The organism is Pseudoalteromonas sp. NFXS53 (genome assembly GCF_056629255.1).
The window spans coordinates 278,281-293,068 of record NZ_JBWVBR010000003.1 but is presented as its reverse complement, the minus strand read 5'-3'; the positions used below and the strand labels follow the sequence as shown (position 1 = coordinate 293,068).

Below are 14,788 nucleotides of genomic sequence, written 5' to 3'. Positions count from 1 at the left end.
TAACCAATACTCAGGTGAAGTAGTAAAACCCATTGTTTTACTACTAATATGCTTATTGAAGATTTAATTTAATACATCGCGATATTGTTTTCGGTATCGATTTGTCAGCATTTTTGCTCGAATTTGATCTTTGATTAAAACCCATAGCGGTTGGGCATTAATGCTTGGCTTTTTGCCTTTTCCAACTGCTCTCAAAGCGTGTTTAACCATTGCCATAACAGCCAGACCATTCAGAGTTTTGTCTTGCCAATTAAGGGTAGGTACATGCCCCTCAACGGGGTTATGTGTTTGCCAAGAGTTCGGTAAATCTGGGGTAAAAGCCAATGCAGAAGCAATGCCTACTAAATCCACACCTCTATTAATAACCTTATTCGCAACATTTAGTTTTGTTATTCCTCCAGTTGTCATAATGGGAATTGACGACTCGAGAGCTATTTTTTCAGCGAACTCTAAAAAGTATGCTTCTCGCGCCAGAGTTCGATTATCTGCAGTTCTACCTTGCATTGCTGGGGCTTCGTAGCTTCCTCCTGAAAGCTCAACCATGTCTACGTTAAAAGGCTCAAGCATTTCAATGACCTTAATCGCGTCTTCAACTTCGAACCCGCCGCGTTGAAAATCTGCCGAATTTAGCTTAATTGCAATATCAAAATTTTGTCCGCAAAGAGTTCGAATTCTTTTAGTAACTTCTAATAACAACCTAGCACGATTATTTAAAGAGCCTCCCCATTGATCATGTCTTTTATTGGTAAGAGGTGATAGAAATTGTGCCAACAAATAGCCATGAGCGGCATGTATTTCAACACCATCGAATCCCGCTTTTTTTGCTTGCTCTGCCGTGCTGGCAAAGCGTTGTATTACTTCTTCTATTTCTTCGTTTGTCATGGGTGTGGGTGTGGTAAATAGACTAGAGTGTTTACCCATTTCAAGCGGTATATTTGAAGGAGATAAAACTTTACCCCCCATTTTTTTAAATACTTGTCTACCAGGATGGTTTATTTGCATCCATACTCGGGTATTGTTTTGTTTTGCCGCTTGAGCCCATACCTTAAATGGTTCTAGCGGTGTGTTCTTTTCAAGGGCAACACCACCTGGGCCAGTCATGGCCAAATGATCAACCATTACGTTACCTGTGATGATGACCCCAGCTCCGCCTTGCGCCCAAGCTTGATAAAGGTTGAATAACGCTTCTCCTGGAAGTTGGCCGTCTATCGCCATATTTTCTTCCATTGCAGCTTTAACAATTCTATTTTTGACCACATTACCATTTGGCAATATGAAAGAGTCGAAAACGGTGTGTGTCATATTCACCTCTAAGTTCTTTGAATAAGTTGATATGAATGACTATAACCTTTAAGTTAACTTTAAGGTCAACACCTAGAATGGATATAAATATGAAAATAGGCGAACTAGCGAAACAGACTGGCTTGACCACGAGCACAATTCGTTTTTACGAGCAAAAAGGTTTGCTACCGAAAGCAAAACGCACAAGCAGCGGTTATCGAGTTTATGACAAAACAGCGCAAGAGAAATTACAACTCATTAAATTTAGCCAAAGTTTGGGATTCTCACTCGCAGAATTACCAAATTTGATGAATGAAAATGATGGCTTAAACAAAGACTTGATCATGGCACGTTTAAATCAAAAATCGCTTGAAATAGAAGCATTACTTCAGCAATTACATAATAAAAAAGCGCAAATTAACACACTCGTTTCAAGACTCGACCAACGCTGGCAAGCAGGCGAATGCATGGACCAAAAGGAATTAGCTGAAATACTAGAAAAAACGGAAAGCTATTAATCAAGGTCACTTGAATTACACACTTCGCCTTAGTAATAATTGATGGGCGGCTACCTAAACTCTTAAATTCAAACCTGCCATGTTTAGCCAGCTTAAACTAAGAGCACACAAAATGTTCAAACAATCCAACAGGTTGTTGCCTTTTAAGAATTATCTTGTATAGTTGCTAGCAAGTCGGCATATAGCGCAGCTTGGTAGCGCACTGTCATGGGGTGTCAGGGGTCGCAGGTTCAAATCCTGCTATGCCGACCAACTTTTCCTTAGCCCTTCAAATATCTCTTGGTATTCCAATATTTAATTAGTCACTTTTTAGTGTTCCTTTACTCTTGTATTTCAGTTTTCAGTTTTCAGTTTTCAGTTTTCAGTTATTTGGTTTTATCTGTATGGCAGTTATGCTCGAATAAGTCAGGTCTCAAGATCTATTTACATGATGCAAAATGTAAGTCTTAACCATTATTTAACTCTAGACCCTTGTAATTGCAATTGTTAATTTGCTTAGAGTTGCTATAAATTTAATGAGTAGATAATATCGCCAAAGCGAAAAGGATATGATTTTGGATTTAAACGTTGATGAATTTTAGTAACTGTACGATTTGGTTTGTATGTTTTCTTTTAATTATTATTGGTTCTACAGTCAGTAGCTGGAATAGCTTAATTAATATAAACGGCTTGGTATCAACTTTTTCTTTAGTTATAGCTGTTCTTGCCTTTATGAATGCAAAGAAAACTAGGGACGATACTCAGAAATACAAGCTGATTGAACTTAAAAGAGAAGTTACAAAAGGCTCAGCTGAATTAATTAACTGTTGGAATAATGCCAGAATTATTATCGAAAAGTCCGAGACAACAAAGACAGAATACAGTGAGTTTATTGAAGGCGCATTAAAAACAGCACAGAAAGCATTTGATGAGTTTAAAAATGAACGTGATAGTTTAACAATGGATAAAGTTGTTGAGTATCTTTTTATTCTTGATTCTATGCAGATACAAATGCGTGGAGATATTGAGCGAATGGGAATTAAGACTGAACAAATTATGAAATTGGAAAATAAATATAAAAATAACGTTTAATACGAAACTTACTTTATGGATATCAGGTTTAGCTACCTTTTTGAGTAAAAAATATAGTGGAAGGTCTTGCATTTTGAAAAATCAAACTAGATTTTCAAAGTCTATTATTCGGTCATAACTGGTCAGTACAGTTGAATAAGAGCCTGGCACCCCATGACAGTGCGCTAGCAAAGATCTTTATGGTGTGATGACACCCTATAATCTTGATTTTCTAAACAGTTAAGAAAAGACCCTGAAACGAGTTCAGAGTGACTTTGTACTAAGTGTTATTTGAAATGTTCTCAGACCGCTCCCGCAAATAACCTCGCATGCGTCTTTCTCGCATATTCATCCGACATGCCCGATAAATAGTCGGTCAGCACCCGCATTCTCGCGTTTTCATCTTTTGCTTCTTCAAAGATCACCTGAGTCGTGTGTGGCAGTAGTCGCATCGGGTCGCTGGCGAACGCTTTGAATAAATCCATCAACAGGTTTTGGCCGCTGAATTCTATTTGCTGCATTTTGGGTTCGCGGATTAGTCGCTCGTACACGAATATTTTTAACACTTGCAGAATTGCTGCAAACTCGGGTTCGAGTTTAACGGTGTTTTTAAGTAGGTATGATTCAAACGCATCGTTTTGTGTTTGCATACTGCTGTTTACAATGAATAAGTTTACAAGCTCGCCAATGGCGTCTTTTCTGAGCGATTCATCATCTGAGAATAATCGTTGCGTAAGTGTGTCTAAGTTTTGTTTTAACCAAGGTGAATCGAGTGCTTTGAGTTTAGGCATGGCGTAGTTGTGCCAATCTGAGGCTGACAGTGTTTCTGTGGCAATGGCATCTTCTAAATCGTGTACCGCATAAGCGATGTCGTCGGCCATTTCCATAATGGCGCAATCGAGTGACTTAAATTGAGTTTTATTTTTAAAGTCGTCCCACGGTTTATTTGATTGTAGAAGGTCTTTATCGGCATTTGAGAATGGCGCGAGTACCCAGTCAAAAATGTCTTGGTCACAGTTATATACACCTTTAGCAGGCAGCCAGTGGTGGGCGGTAATAAATGGTGATGCAGGATCGTGCTCAGCCTGTGAGTGCCAAAGCTGGTTAATTAATGCTGGATATTTAATAAAGCCCAGTAATGTACGGCGCGTTAGGTTCATGCCAAAACCTTTTGAGTAAGGCTCAAGTTTGGCGACAATGCGCAGTGTTTGGGCGTTGCCCTCAAAGCCGCCGTGTTTACGCATCATAAAATTCAGCGCGGTTTCGCCGCCGTGACCAAATGGCGGGTGACCGATATCGTGGGCTAAACATAGGGTTTCAATTAAGCTTGTGCTTGGAAACAGTGAAAAATCAGGATGGCTATTTTGTAAGTGGCGTAATAAGCCGGTACCAATTTGCGCAACTTCGAGCGAGTGAGTGAGTCGGGTACGGTAAAAGTCGTTAACGCCAATCGACATGATCTGAGTCTTGGCTTGCAGTCGCCTGAAAGCGGCTGCATGAATAATACGAGAGCGGTCAACTTGAAAAGCTGAGCGGTTATCGTTCGGTCTATTTTTACGTTGTTCACATCGTCTTTGCTGCCAAATCAAGTCCATAAATCCTCGAATATTCCTCATTCTTGTGTATCAAAATAATGACATAATCTCAGCGTATTTTGGGTTCATTCGCGTTTTTTGGCGAATTTATATATAATTACGCGCTTTTGAGTTCATTAATAGTATACATAGTGCAGGTTACAATTGCTTTTCGCAACGCATAAAGTGTGATGTTTAGCTTGTAACAACCCATTCATGGAAGCGGGGAATGCGCTGTTTTATCGGAGAAAAAATGCTAAGAAATTTACTTAAACTGGTTATTGCTGTGGTTGCAATTTATGGTTTGATTTACCCATTCATTCAACCTGAAGAAATGATTGAAGAGGTGGTTGAAGCGCCTACTCAAGAACAGCTACCTGTGAAAAAAGTGGAAGTAGAAAAACCACTTCATGATGTTGAGTTACCTGACTTTGCAAATATCAAAGATGTAAGAGCTAAGAAGAAGGCGTTCTTTGATTTCATCAAACCTCATGTAGTTAAAGAAAATCAAACCATCTTGCAACAACGTGCGTCGATTGAGATTGCATTAATGATGCTGCAATTTGAAGAAGAGTTGACCTCAACACAAGTTAAAAAACTAGACGATATTTTTGCTTATTACCGTTTGGGTGATGCCGACTATACAGTCGAAAGCCTACAAACTGCTTTGGTACATGTTGATATTATTCCAAAAGAATTGGCGCTAATGCAGGCAGCCAATGAATCTGCTTGGGGTACATCAAGGTTTGCGCGAATTGGCCTTAACTTTTTTGGGCAGTGGTGTTACAAGAAGGGCTGCGGTTTGGTTCCTAAAAGACGCGCAGACGAAGCAGCCCATGAAGTTGCTGCGTTTAAGTCTGTGAGAGCCAGTGTTAAATCGTATTTTAGAAATTTAAACACCCATAATGCATATACCGAGCTAAGAGCAAAGCGAGCACAATTACGTGCTGAGAAAAAGCCAATCGATGCAACAGAGTTGACCGAAGGCCTGCTTTCTTATTCTGAGCGCGGTGACGCATATATTGAAGAATTAAATGACATGATCCGTCATAACAAGGGTTATTTTAATGAAGAATAAATTTTTTGCGCTCGCGTTAGCGGCTATTGGGTTTGCTCAACCAGCTATGGCCGATAACTTTGTGGTGTCTTATGATGGCTTTCACGACCGTTTGAAGGTGATCGAAAAAGGTGAGTTCGAGTTTGCCCGCGTTAATTTTTATATTGTTGATATTGCCACCCTTGAGCCGTGCAAAATTGCCAAAGGTAAAATTGTAACTGAGAACAGTGAAACGCCTTTAACTTACACTGAAGACGCGCAATTATTACTCCCTTACGACGACCAACTAGATAAAGATAAAGCGGTATTGGTCATTGAACCACAAAACCCACAGCATGATTGCCAGCTAAAGTTTCAGATTGAAGCTGAACATTTTGGGTTAGATAATTTAACCAAAGCAGATATTTATCAGCTTCATCATGAGTTTGATGAACTATTATCGGACTTATCTGGCTTCTTTGTAAGTAAGCTAATGAGCTTTTTATTGCCATCTCAAAAAGGGATCTCGGTTAAGTTTGATAATCAGGTTGCTTTCAATCAGCCGGGTGTCAGCTGCACGAATAACGTGTGTAAATTTACTGTGGAAGACAACTGGGAAGGCGATGATTTTAAATTTACCAGTGATTCTATGAGTGCAAAACCTGTATTAATCACACCTTGGATTGAAAAGTAAGCGTTAAAATTAACGGTTTGTTTTATCGAAAAAGAGAAAGCGTTGAGTTATGAACTCAGCGCTTTTTTTATGGGTGTTTAACCCGACATAAAGTCGGTGCTGCCGAGGTTTTAGAATTTGTGAAGAGGCTTGATGGCTCTTTGTGGATTGCGGATTTTAACCCGACATAAAGTCGGTGCTACCGAGGTTTTAGAATTTGTGAAGAGGTTTGATGCTTCTTTGTGGATTGCGGGTTTTAACCCGACATAAAGTCGGTGCTACCGAGGTTTTAGAACTTGTGAAGAGGCTTGATGCTTCTTTGTGGATTTACAGCTTTTAACCCGACATAAAGTCGGTGTTACCGAGGTTTTAGAATTCGTGAAGAGGGTTGATGCTTCTTTGTGGATTTGCTGCTTTTGACCCGACATAAAGTCGGTGTTACCGAGATGTGGTTTATAAAATAGTGCATTGAAACAGCAATTTTGTACAAAACAGACTGCTCAAATAGTGTTATAAAAGAAATACCATTATTAAGAGGCAAATCGATTGGCAAAAGAGCTGGCAAAATATCATTATACCGATGTATTAAACGGCCTTGAGGTAGTCGATGCACAATATGAGCGACAAACCTTTTCTAAGCACGTTCATGAAGGCTATACCATTGGCTTGATTGAGCAGGGGGCGCAGCGTTTTTATCGCAGTGGGGCAAATCATGTTGCGGCTGAAAATAGCATTATTTTAGTTAATGCCGATGATGTTCACACAGGCGAAACGGCAACGGCGGGTGGCTGGAAATATAAAGCCCTTTATCCGACTGTTGAGCACTTTAATCAAATCTCTAAAGATTTAGTAAATAATCAAAGCCTCACGCCTTATTTTAAAGACTCTGTGATTGAAGATGCTCGAATAGCGGCGCAGCTCAGATGTGTATTCGAGCAGATTGAAAATGGGGCATCTAAATTACTTATTGAAACGCTGTTATACAGCACGTTGGCACAATTGGCGTCTGGCTATGGCCGTCATATTGAACTGGCAAAAGCAGCCAGTGTTGATGTGCAAAAACTCAAACTCGCCAGAGAGTTTTTAGACGAATATACTCAAGTTAACGTCTCATTAGAGCAGCTAGCGAATGTGGTTGGATGTAGTAAATTTCACTTTGTGCGCCAATTTAGTCAGGCATTTGGTATAACCCCCCATGCCTATCAAATTCAAGCTAGACTTATCAAAGCAAAGAAGATGCTTCGCGCTGGTGCATCTATTTTAGATACCGCTATCGGCTGTGGTTTTCACGACCAAAGTCATTTCAACCGCCATTTCAAAAAAGCATTGGGCACAACGCCTAAACAGTTTCAACTCACATCAGTAGTAGCCTAGATAATACCAATCCTCAAAATGGATAACTATTTTAAGAAGATTCGTATTGAAGTAATTTAACGAGCGCAACTTTGTACAATAAATTCTTTTACACACTGATTATGCTTTAACGACGAACTATTCATCGTTGAGCATAAAAATGGCATCATCCAAACCCTTAATAGAAGAATTAGACAATACAGCACCTATGCAAGCTGAAAATCAACAAGGAAATTTGAGTATTATTGTGCGCGGGTTCATTGATATGTTCCCGCTCTGTGTGGCTGTTATCCCGTGGGGGATCTTATGTGGTTCTTTAGCCATTCAAGTTGGGTTGTCGCCTTGGCAAGCACAAGCCATGTCTTTGTTTGTCTTTGCAGGAGCCGCACAGTTAGCAGGCATGCAATTAATCGGCTTGGGTAGCCCTGCTATGCCGATTTTATCTTCCACATTTGTAATAAGCTCTCGCCACTTATTATATTCAGCGGTTTTTCAGAGTTACGTGAAAGATTTACCCTTATTTAAACGTATCGTTTTTGCCTTCTTCTTAACAGATGAAATGTTTGCGTTGACCAACGCCTACATCGCAAAACATAAACGTTTTTGTTATGTATATGCGGTAGCATCGGGTATTGCCTTTTATGTGATGTGGAATCTAGCCACGCTGGTGGGCATAGTGGCGGGTAATAATATTGAGAATCTGCAAGCCTACGGATTGGAGTTTGCGATTGCGGCAACTTTCATTGCATTGGTTGTGCCAGCCATAAAAGACAAACCCGTTTTGATGTCGGTCTTGGCAAGTGGTGTCTCTGTTCTGGTTTTTGAGCTGTTAGCATTTGAGTATGCGTTAATTGCCTCGACTTTTATCGGTATGTTTGCGGGGTATTACTTTACAAGAAAGAGTGTAGCGAGAAAGAGTACCGCGAGATGCTCAGTTAAACAGGAGCAAAGTGATGAGTAACGATTTATTGATAGTATTAATGACAGTGATCACTTTCTCATGTCGATATCTGTTTTTTATGAAGTCATTACCCATCAGTCTGAGCCCTAAACTACAACATTTGTTGCAGTACACAGCCCCATCAGTGTTAACCGCAATGTGGGTGCCGATTGTGTTTTTAGGACATAAAACCGAAGGCTCTGCGTTTTTCCATAGTCCATTTTTGTATGCTGGATTAATTACAGTGTTGACTAGTTTAAAAATTAAAAATACCTTGGCTGTGGTGGTTGTAGGTATGGGGTCATTTTTGATACTGAATTGGTTTTTATGATTGGAAGCTAAAAGCTAAAAGCTAAAAGCTAAAAGCTAAAAGCTAAAAGCTATAAGTAAGAAGCTTGCAGGCTTGGGTTTATCCCACGCAAATAAAAACGCAGCCTTTTGGCTGCGTTTTGTTTAGAGTAAAACGTAAAATTTAATAAGCGTCGTTATGCACTTTTGCTGCGCGACCAGATGGGTCGGCATTTTCTTGGAATGCTTTATCCCAAGCTAAAGCCTGCGGGGTTGAACATGCAACTGATTTTCCGTGTGGTACACATTTCGCAGCAGCTTCACCTGGGAAGTGCTCTTCAAAGATTGTGCGATAGAAATAGGCTTCTTTGCTATCAGGGGTATTGATAGGGAAGCGATATTGCGCATTTTCAAGCTCAGAATCTGATACTTGCTCTTCAACAAACTCTTTCAAAGAATCAATCCAAGAATAGCCTACGCCATCAGAGAACTGCTCTTTTTGACGCCATAACACTTCATCAGGTAAATAGCCGTCGAATGCTTCACGAACGATATGCTTCTCAATGCGGCCATCTTTACACATCTTGTAATCAGGGTTGGTGCGCATGGCAATATCAACAAACTCTTTGTCTAAGAATGGTACGCGGGCTTCAACACCCCAAGCGGCCATTGATTTGTTAGCACGTAAACAGTCAAACATATGCAGTTTTGAAACTTTACGGTTTAACTCTTCATGGAATTCTTGCGCATTTGGCGCTTTATGGAAGTATAAGTAACCGCCAAATAGCTCATCAGCCCCTTCGCCTGAAAGCACCATTTTAATGCCCATAGCTTTGATTTGACGCGACATTAAATACATTGGCGTCGATGCTCGCACTGTAGTCACATCATAGGTTTCAAGGTGATAGATCACTTCTCGTAGTGCATCTAAGCCTTGCTGAACAGTAAAGTGAATAGGGTGATGCACAGTACCAATTTCATCTGCAACTTTTTGCGCAGCAGCTAAATCAGGTGAGCCTTCAAGACCGATAGAAAAAGAATGTAGTTTAGGCCACCATGCATCTGACTCATCGTTGTCTTCAATACGTTTTGCGGCAAACTTTTGCGTTATTGCAGAAATAACCGATGAATCTAAACCGCCTGACAGTAATACGCCATAAGGCACGTCACACATAAGTTGGCGTTTAACTGCAGCTTCAAGACCGTCTTTTACTTCTTCAGCACTGGCTGGGTTGTCTTTTACCGCATCAAATGACTGCCAGTCACGTTGATAGTAGCTATGCAGCGTGCCTTCTTTTGAATATAGATAATGACCCGGAGGAAACTCTTCAATGCTGGTACAAATCGGTGTAAGCGCTTTCATTTCACTGGCGACGTAAAAATTACCGTGCTGATCGCGGCCCGTATAAAGTGGAATAATACCAATGTGGTCACGACCAATTAAATAAGCATCGTTTTCTTCATCGTATAAGCAGAAAGCGAAAATTCCGTTCAGATCGTCTAAAAACTCAGGGCCTTTTTGTTTGTATAGCGCCAAGATGACTTCGCAATCTGATTCGGTTTGAAATTCAAAGTCAGTGGTTAAATTCGCAGCAAGTTCTTTGTGGTTATAGATTTCACCATTGACTGCAAGAATATGAGTTTTCTCAGGGTTGTATAGTGGTTGCGCACCACTTGAAACGCCAACGATTGCTAAGCGCTCATGGACTAAAATGGCTTTATCTGATGAATAGACACCCGACCAATCTGGGCCTCGATGTCGTAGCTTTTTAGACATCTCAATTGCTTGTGTTCGCAACTGAGCGGGATCTGTCTTAAGTTCTAGTACTCCAAAAATAGAACACATAATTACCTCATTCCTGTTAATTGCTGTCTGCGCATTGCCTGTTTTGTCAGGCATAGTTAAAGAATTGTAAAATTGCGCAGCTACAGCCTCTATAACTAACAGAAAATTTTAGTTAAGTCACATAGATAATTAGGCTTAAAATGAATTTTTTATGTCAATACTGGTGCAATAGCAAAGCACTATTGCACCAATATGAAAAAGAGGGTGAATTGCTGTGATTAATGTGTGGTGCCAGCGGCAATTTTGAGATCAGCCTCGCTTGAAAGTCCATTTTTTATCAATAGCTTGAGTGCATCAACAACCGTTGTTTGACTCATGCTTGGTGCACCACTGTGGTGCACGGCTTGCTCTGGCAAAAATGGAATATGGATAAAGCCACCTCGGATTGATTCGTCGTTCTCACCAAAATGGCGCGCTATATAATGCAGTAAACCAAACATAACATGGTTGCACACATAGGTGCCTGCCGTATTCGAAACTTCAGCCGGAATACCTGCTTCAACCAAGCCTTTAAACATGGTTTTAATGGGCAGTTTTGCAAAATATGCAGCGGGAGCATCATCAATAATGGTTGTATCGACTGGTTGATTACCGGCATTATCAGCAATGCGCGCATCATCAATATTAATGGCGATACGTTCTATCGAAACATGAGAGCGGCCGCCTGCTTGACCAATACACAACACTAAGCTTGGCTGATGTTTTTCTATCGCTTGATATAAGTGTTCAAGGGAGCGCCCGAACTCACAAGGCAGCTCTACACATTCAACCTGGTGGTCATTAATGCTTTGGCCGTGTAATTGTTTTACTGCTTGCCATGAAGGATTAATACTTTCGCCACCAAAGGGTTCAAAACCCGTCAGGAGCACGGTCTTTAATTCGGTCTTGGTTTGTTTAGTCATTAAAGATCACTCCGTACATTAAGAAAATATTGATAATGAGTAATGCAATGGCCGTTGGGATCTGCACTTTAATAACTTGATATTTGTCTTTTAAATCAAGCAGTGCGGCAGGCACAATATTAAAGTTCGCAGCCATTGGCGTCATCAGTGTACCGCAGTAACCAGAATACATACCTATGGCAACAAGTGGCGCAGCTGCGGCGCCATGGCCTTCAATTAAAAACGGCAGAGCGACACCCGCAGTCATTACAGGGAAGGCCGCAAAAGCATTACCCATGATCATGGTAAATAGCGCCATACCAACACAGTACAACACCACTAACATGAAGCGATTATCTGGCGAGATAAATAGCTTCACAAGATCTTGTATGGCAGTGCCGGTGTTGGCTACGATAAATACGCCACCTAACATGGCGAGCATTTGCGGTAAAATGGCCGCCCATCCAATTGAATCAACCAAACGGCGCGATTCAGAGAGTGCTTGGAAAGGCGAGCCTGAGGTAAAACGCCAAGCAACAATCAGTGCAACACCACATGCGAGTGTGAGTGAAGCAAGCGTTACATGTTTTTGGTCAAATAAATACACCTCAGCAATGTTCAAATTACTTAAAAGCAATGTACAGACCACAGTGACGACTGGGATTAAAACTGCGGGCACAAACAACTTATTGCCTATTCGCTTAGCGTCACTTTCAAGTTGCTCTTCTGATGGCTGATGGTAAGAGCCCATCGAGACTTTGCCAAAGCCAGCAAGTAAGGCAATGGCAATGACACTAAAGCCAACCCACTGATAGGTGAGAGACTCGCCAATTAATTTGATTGAGAGATCACCAAATAAAAATACATTACCAAACAAGAACCAAAATAGGGCAGTGGTGTATTTTTGCGGATGCTGTTTATCTTGTAAGGTTTTAACCACTAAAAACATCACAACAAAGCCAATCAAAAGATAGATGTTTTCAATTGAAATAATGGCTGTGCTATTCACAGTATTCTCGTTTACTGGGGCACTCATGATAATGCCCCCTCAGCGTTTTTCGTTTGCTGTGATTTATGCTCTGCAATGAGGTTTCTAATTTTTGCTTCAAAGCGCGCTAGACGGAATAGGTGAACGATTAAAGCGGCGATGGCAGTTGGAATAGCCCAAAGACCAATGTGAAGTGGTTCAATGCCCGCAATGCCATTTTCTTTTAAGAAGGCGTCCATCAAAAGTACAGCGCCAAAAGCAATAAAGATATCTTCACCAAAAAACACCGCAATGTTGTCGCAAGCCGCGGCGTGGGCACTAATTAAGTCTTTAATTGGTTTAGGCAAATCACCATGCGTATTCGCGGCGGCACCTAATGCCATAGGGGCAAGTAATGGGCGAACGGTTTGCGCTTGGCCCGCTAGGCTTAATAAGCCCAAAGCCGCTGAGCATTCACGTACCACAAAATACATGCTTAAAATGCGGGCGGTTGTAGCGCCTTTAATGTTAGCAATCCAGGTTTTTGCGCGCTGCTGCAGACCGTAACGTTCAAGAATTGCTATCACAGGCAAGATAAGTAAAAAGCTAGCGAGTTGGCGGGAGTTCATAAACTTTTCGCCAAAGGTTTCGATTAAGGCGATAAAGTCCATATCCACGGCAATACCGGTGGCAATACCTGCCGCGGTCACAACCAGTAGTGGGTTGAACTTTAAGGCAAAGCCAACCACAACGACTAGAATGCCAATAAGCGGCATATAGTTTAAATCAAACATGATGTTACTTCTTATTTTCTAATTGTTGTTTTGCGATTGTGAATCGCGTTATTTCTTGTTCTTGTTTTTGCAATGCGGTGTTAGCCACATCAAAATCTACCAGCTCAAAGCGACAAGTTTTAGTTGGCGCTAATTGGCTAAAATGACGCAAGTCTGCTTGGATCACAGAGGCTATAATTGGGTAGCCACCTGTTGTTTGGCAGTCATTGAGCAAAACAATTGGGGTGCCTGTTGGCGGTAATTGAATAACGCCTGGGTGAACACCTTGCGAATCAATGCTTTTTTGGTGCGTTAACAATGAGGAGTGTTCTAAACGGACACCCATACGATTACTTAAATCGCTGACAGTCCAAGTTTTCGATAAAAGCTGTGCCAAATAATCCTCTGGCAAGATATCACAATGTGGGCCTTTGAGTACTCTTACCACGTTTGTATAGTCAGAGAGTTTTACAGCCAGCTCTGAGCAAGGAGCTAAACTTTCAGAGAAGGGAATGCAATCACCTTTTTGCAGCGCATTTCCTTCAAAACCGCCAAATTTCGCTTGGCAGTCGGTACTAAGAGAATTCATCACTTCCAATACATCGAAACCATGCTCTACACATAAATAAGCGCGTAAAAACTCTGGGTGACTGGAAAATTTAATGATGTCGCCCGCTTTTGCATGGTAACGCCATCCAGGGTAGAGGGCTTTTGAATTGAGTTTTGCATTTAGGTTGCCCCCAGTTATGGCAAAATTACATGGCTTAGTAAATTCAAATTCAGCCAGACCAACAGTAATTTCAATACAGGCGGCAGTTTCTTTATTACCTAGTAGTGCATTGCCTGCTTTCAATGCGATTGGATCGAGTACGCCAGATTGCGAGACACCTAAATGACGATGCCCGTGACGACCTAAATCTTGAATGCTACTGAAAACGCCGGGTTTGATCACTTTTAGCATCAGCGGTGCTCCTTAGGAATAAATCTCACAATATCACCGGGTGCTAACAAGCTAGGCGAATCAGCATGAGGGTCAAATAAGGGCTGCTCGCATCTGCCTATAAGGTGCCAACCTCCAGGAGAGCTAGACGGGTAAATAGCAGTAAGGGATTCTGCTATTGCAACACTGAGAGCAGGTACATGCGCCCTTGGCGTGGCTTTTCGAGGCAACCTAAGTTGCTCAGGGAGCGATTCTAAATAACCAAATCCAGGTAAAAAGCCTAAAAATCCGACCTGATACTCTGTTGACGCATGCAATTCGGTGACTTGTTTTTGGTTTAAACCGGTAAGCTCAGACACCTCATTTAAGTCAGGGCCAAATTCACCGCCGTAGAAGGTATCGATTAGATGTATTTTAGGTGTGAATGCTTCAGGTTCACTTTTTTCCCATAGGGTGATTAGTTGTTCTAACCAATAATCAGCTCTAGTAAAGTCATTGAGATAGAAGGTAATAGATGAGTTGGCTGGAACTATGTCAAAAAATTCATTGGTATTATTTGCGGTTTGTGCGAGCGCAAAGATTTTTTGTCGTACTTCCTGAGTAATTAATCCGTCAATTGATAGAACTAATGCTTGTTCACTAAGTTGATAGCATTGCACGCAGGTCAT

Annotated in this window: 15 protein-coding genes and 1 tRNA gene; 8 read left to right on the top strand and 8 right to left on the bottom strand. The window is 41.2% G+C overall.

What is annotated here, in order from left to right; translation table 11 throughout:
• Positions 1 to 63 precede the first annotated feature (63 nt).
• Positions 64 to 1,302, bottom strand: coding sequence for an NADH:flavin oxidoreductase/NADH oxidase family protein (locus AC1HJP_RS05990; protein WP_480361026.1), 1,239 nt, complete (start codon positions 1,300 to 1,302; stop codon positions 64 to 66).
• Positions 1,303 to 1,391: 89 nt separating this feature from the next.
• Here AC1HJP_RS05990 and AC1HJP_RS05985 point away from each other — a divergent pair, with 89 nt between their 5' ends.
• From AC1HJP_RS05985 to AC1HJP_RS05975, 3 genes are all read left to right on the top strand, one after another.
• Positions 1,392 to 1,799, top strand: a complete 408-nt coding sequence (locus AC1HJP_RS05985; protein WP_480361025.1) for a MerR family transcriptional regulator — start codon at positions 1,392 to 1,394, stop codon at positions 1,797 to 1,799.
• A gap of 175 nt (positions 1,800 to 1,974) precedes the next feature.
• Positions 1,975 to 2,051 (top strand) — tRNA-Pro (locus AC1HJP_RS05980).
• 318 nt (positions 2,052 to 2,369) lie between these two features.
• On the top strand, positions 2,370 to 2,870 hold the full coding sequence (locus AC1HJP_RS05975; RefSeq protein ID WP_480361023.1) for a hypothetical protein: 501 nt from the start codon (positions 2,370 to 2,372) through the stop codon (positions 2,868 to 2,870).
• A 281-nt stretch (positions 2,871 to 3,151) separates the two neighbouring features.
• Here the strand turns inward: AC1HJP_RS05975 and AC1HJP_RS05970 are convergent, their stop codons facing one another.
• The gene (locus AC1HJP_RS05970; protein WP_480361021.1) at positions 3,152 to 4,444 is read right to left on the bottom strand and encodes an anti-phage deoxyguanosine triphosphatase; all 1,293 of its coding nucleotides are present in this window, start codon (positions 4,442 to 4,444) and stop codon (positions 3,152 to 3,154) included.
• 232 nt (positions 4,445 to 4,676) lie between these two features.
• On the opposite strand from AC1HJP_RS05970, the gene AC1HJP_RS05965 reads away from it, so the two are divergent.
• From AC1HJP_RS05965 to AC1HJP_RS05945, 5 genes are all read left to right on the top strand, one after another.
• On the top strand, positions 4,677 to 5,501 hold the full coding sequence (locus AC1HJP_RS05965; RefSeq protein ID WP_480361019.1) for a glucosaminidase domain-containing protein: 825 nt from the start codon (positions 4,677 to 4,679) through the stop codon (positions 5,499 to 5,501).
• Positions 5,491 to 6,153 (top strand): DUF2987 domain-containing protein, encoded by a 663-nt coding sequence (locus AC1HJP_RS05960; protein ID WP_480361017.1) that lies wholly within the window; start codon positions 5,491 to 5,493, stop codon positions 6,151 to 6,153. The genes AC1HJP_RS05965 and AC1HJP_RS05960 overlap by 11 nt, the downstream gene beginning before the upstream one ends.
• 525 nt (positions 6,154 to 6,678) lie before the next feature.
• Entirely contained in the window at positions 6,679 to 7,506 is an 828-nt protein-coding gene (locus AC1HJP_RS05955; RefSeq protein ID WP_480361015.1) for an AraC family transcriptional regulator, read from the top strand.
• A gap of 139 nt (positions 7,507 to 7,645) precedes the next feature.
• Entirely contained in the window at positions 7,646 to 8,446 is an 801-nt protein-coding gene (locus tag AC1HJP_RS05950; RefSeq protein WP_480361013.1) for an AzlC family ABC transporter permease, read from the top strand.
• Positions 8,439 to 8,756, top strand: coding sequence for an AzlD domain-containing protein (locus AC1HJP_RS05945; protein ID WP_480361012.1), 318 nt, complete (start codon positions 8,439 to 8,441; stop codon positions 8,754 to 8,756). Before AC1HJP_RS05950 ends, AC1HJP_RS05945 begins: the two co-directional genes overlap by 8 nt.
• A gap of 141 nt (positions 8,757 to 8,897) precedes the next feature.
• Here AC1HJP_RS05945 and asnB read toward each other — a convergent pair whose 3' ends face one another.
• From asnB to pxpB, 6 genes are all read right to left on the bottom strand, one after another.
• Positions 8,898 to 10,559 (bottom strand): asparagine synthase B, encoded by a 1,662-nt coding sequence (gene asnB / locus AC1HJP_RS05940; protein ID WP_480361010.1) that lies wholly within the window; start codon positions 10,557 to 10,559, stop codon positions 8,898 to 8,900.
• A 218-nt stretch (positions 10,560 to 10,777) separates the two neighbouring features.
• Complete coding sequence (pcp, locus tag AC1HJP_RS05935; protein WP_480361008.1) at positions 10,778 to 11,461, bottom strand: pyroglutamyl-peptidase I; 684 nt, start codon at positions 11,459 to 11,461, stop codon at positions 10,778 to 10,780.
• Positions 11,454 to 12,476 carry a DUF979 domain-containing protein gene (locus AC1HJP_RS05930; RefSeq protein ID WP_480361006.1) on the bottom strand — a complete coding sequence of 341 codons (1,023 nt, stop codon included), beginning with the start codon at positions 12,474 to 12,476 and terminating at the stop codon, positions 11,454 to 11,456. The genes pcp and AC1HJP_RS05930 overlap by 8 nt, the downstream gene beginning before the upstream one ends.
• The gene (locus AC1HJP_RS05925) at positions 12,473 to 13,201 is read right to left on the bottom strand and encodes a DUF969 domain-containing protein (protein ID WP_480361004.1); all 729 of its coding nucleotides are present in this window, start codon (positions 13,199 to 13,201) and stop codon (positions 12,473 to 12,475) included. Before AC1HJP_RS05925 ends, AC1HJP_RS05930 begins: the two co-directional genes overlap by 4 nt.
• 4 nt (positions 13,202 to 13,205) lie before the next feature.
• Positions 13,206 to 14,141 carry a 5-oxoprolinase subunit C family protein gene (locus AC1HJP_RS05920; protein WP_480361001.1) on the bottom strand — a complete coding sequence of 312 codons (936 nt, stop codon included), beginning with the start codon at positions 14,139 to 14,141 and terminating at the stop codon, positions 13,206 to 13,208.
• Entirely contained in the window at positions 14,141 to 14,788 is a 648-nt protein-coding gene (gene pxpB / locus AC1HJP_RS05915; RefSeq protein ID WP_480360999.1) for a 5-oxoprolinase subunit PxpB, read from the bottom strand. Before pxpB ends, AC1HJP_RS05920 begins: the two co-directional genes overlap by 1 nt.

What these genes read in the sequence shown, in the direction of transcription:
- AC1HJP_RS05990 (WP_480361026.1), bottom strand. Translation starts at nt 1,302, where the DNA reads ATGACACACACCGTTTTCGACTCTTTCATATTGCCAAATGGTAATGTG.
- AC1HJP_RS05985 (WP_480361025.1), top strand. Translation starts at nt 1,392, where the DNA reads ATGAAAATAGGCGAACTAGCGAAACAGACTGGCTTGACCACGAGCACA.
- AC1HJP_RS05975 (WP_480361023.1), top strand. Translation starts at nt 2,370, where the DNA reads ATGAATTTTAGTAACTGTACGATTTGGTTTGTATGTTTTCTTTTAATT.
- AC1HJP_RS05970 (WP_480361021.1), bottom strand. Translation starts at nt 4,444, where the DNA reads ATGGACTTGATTTGGCAGCAAAGACGATGTGAACAACGTAAAAATAGA.
- AC1HJP_RS05965 (WP_480361019.1), top strand. Translation starts at nt 4,677, where the DNA reads ATGCTAAGAAATTTACTTAAACTGGTTATTGCTGTGGTTGCAATTTAT.
- AC1HJP_RS05960 (WP_480361017.1), top strand. Translation starts at nt 5,491, where the DNA reads ATGAAGAATAAATTTTTTGCGCTCGCGTTAGCGGCTATTGGGTTTGCT.
- AC1HJP_RS05950 (WP_480361013.1), top strand. Translation starts at nt 7,646, where the DNA reads ATGGCATCATCCAAACCCTTAATAGAAGAATTAGACAATACAGCACCT.
- AC1HJP_RS05945 (WP_480361012.1), top strand. Translation starts at nt 8,439, where the DNA reads ATGAGTAACGATTTATTGATAGTATTAATGACAGTGATCACTTTCTCA.
- asnB (WP_480361010.1), bottom strand. Translation starts at nt 10,559, where the DNA reads ATGTGTTCTATTTTTGGAGTACTAGAACTTAAGACAGATCCCGCTCAG.
- pcp (WP_480361008.1), bottom strand. Translation starts at nt 11,461, where the DNA reads ATGACTAAACAAACCAAGACCGAATTAAAGACCGTGCTCCTGACGGGT.
- AC1HJP_RS05930 (WP_480361006.1), bottom strand. Translation starts at nt 12,476, where the DNA reads ATGAGTGCCCCAGTAAACGAGAATACTGTGAATAGCACAGCCATTATT.
- AC1HJP_RS05925 (WP_480361004.1), bottom strand. Translation starts at nt 13,201, where the DNA reads ATGTTTGATTTAAACTATATGCCGCTTATTGGCATTCTAGTCGTTGTG.
- AC1HJP_RS05920 (WP_480361001.1), bottom strand. Translation starts at nt 14,141, where the DNA reads ATGCTAAAAGTGATCAAACCCGGCGTTTTCAGTAGCATTCAAGATTTA.
- pxpB (WP_480360999.1), bottom strand. Translation starts at nt 14,788, where the DNA reads ATGACCTGCGTGCAATGCTATCAACTTAGTGAACAAGCATTAGTTCTA.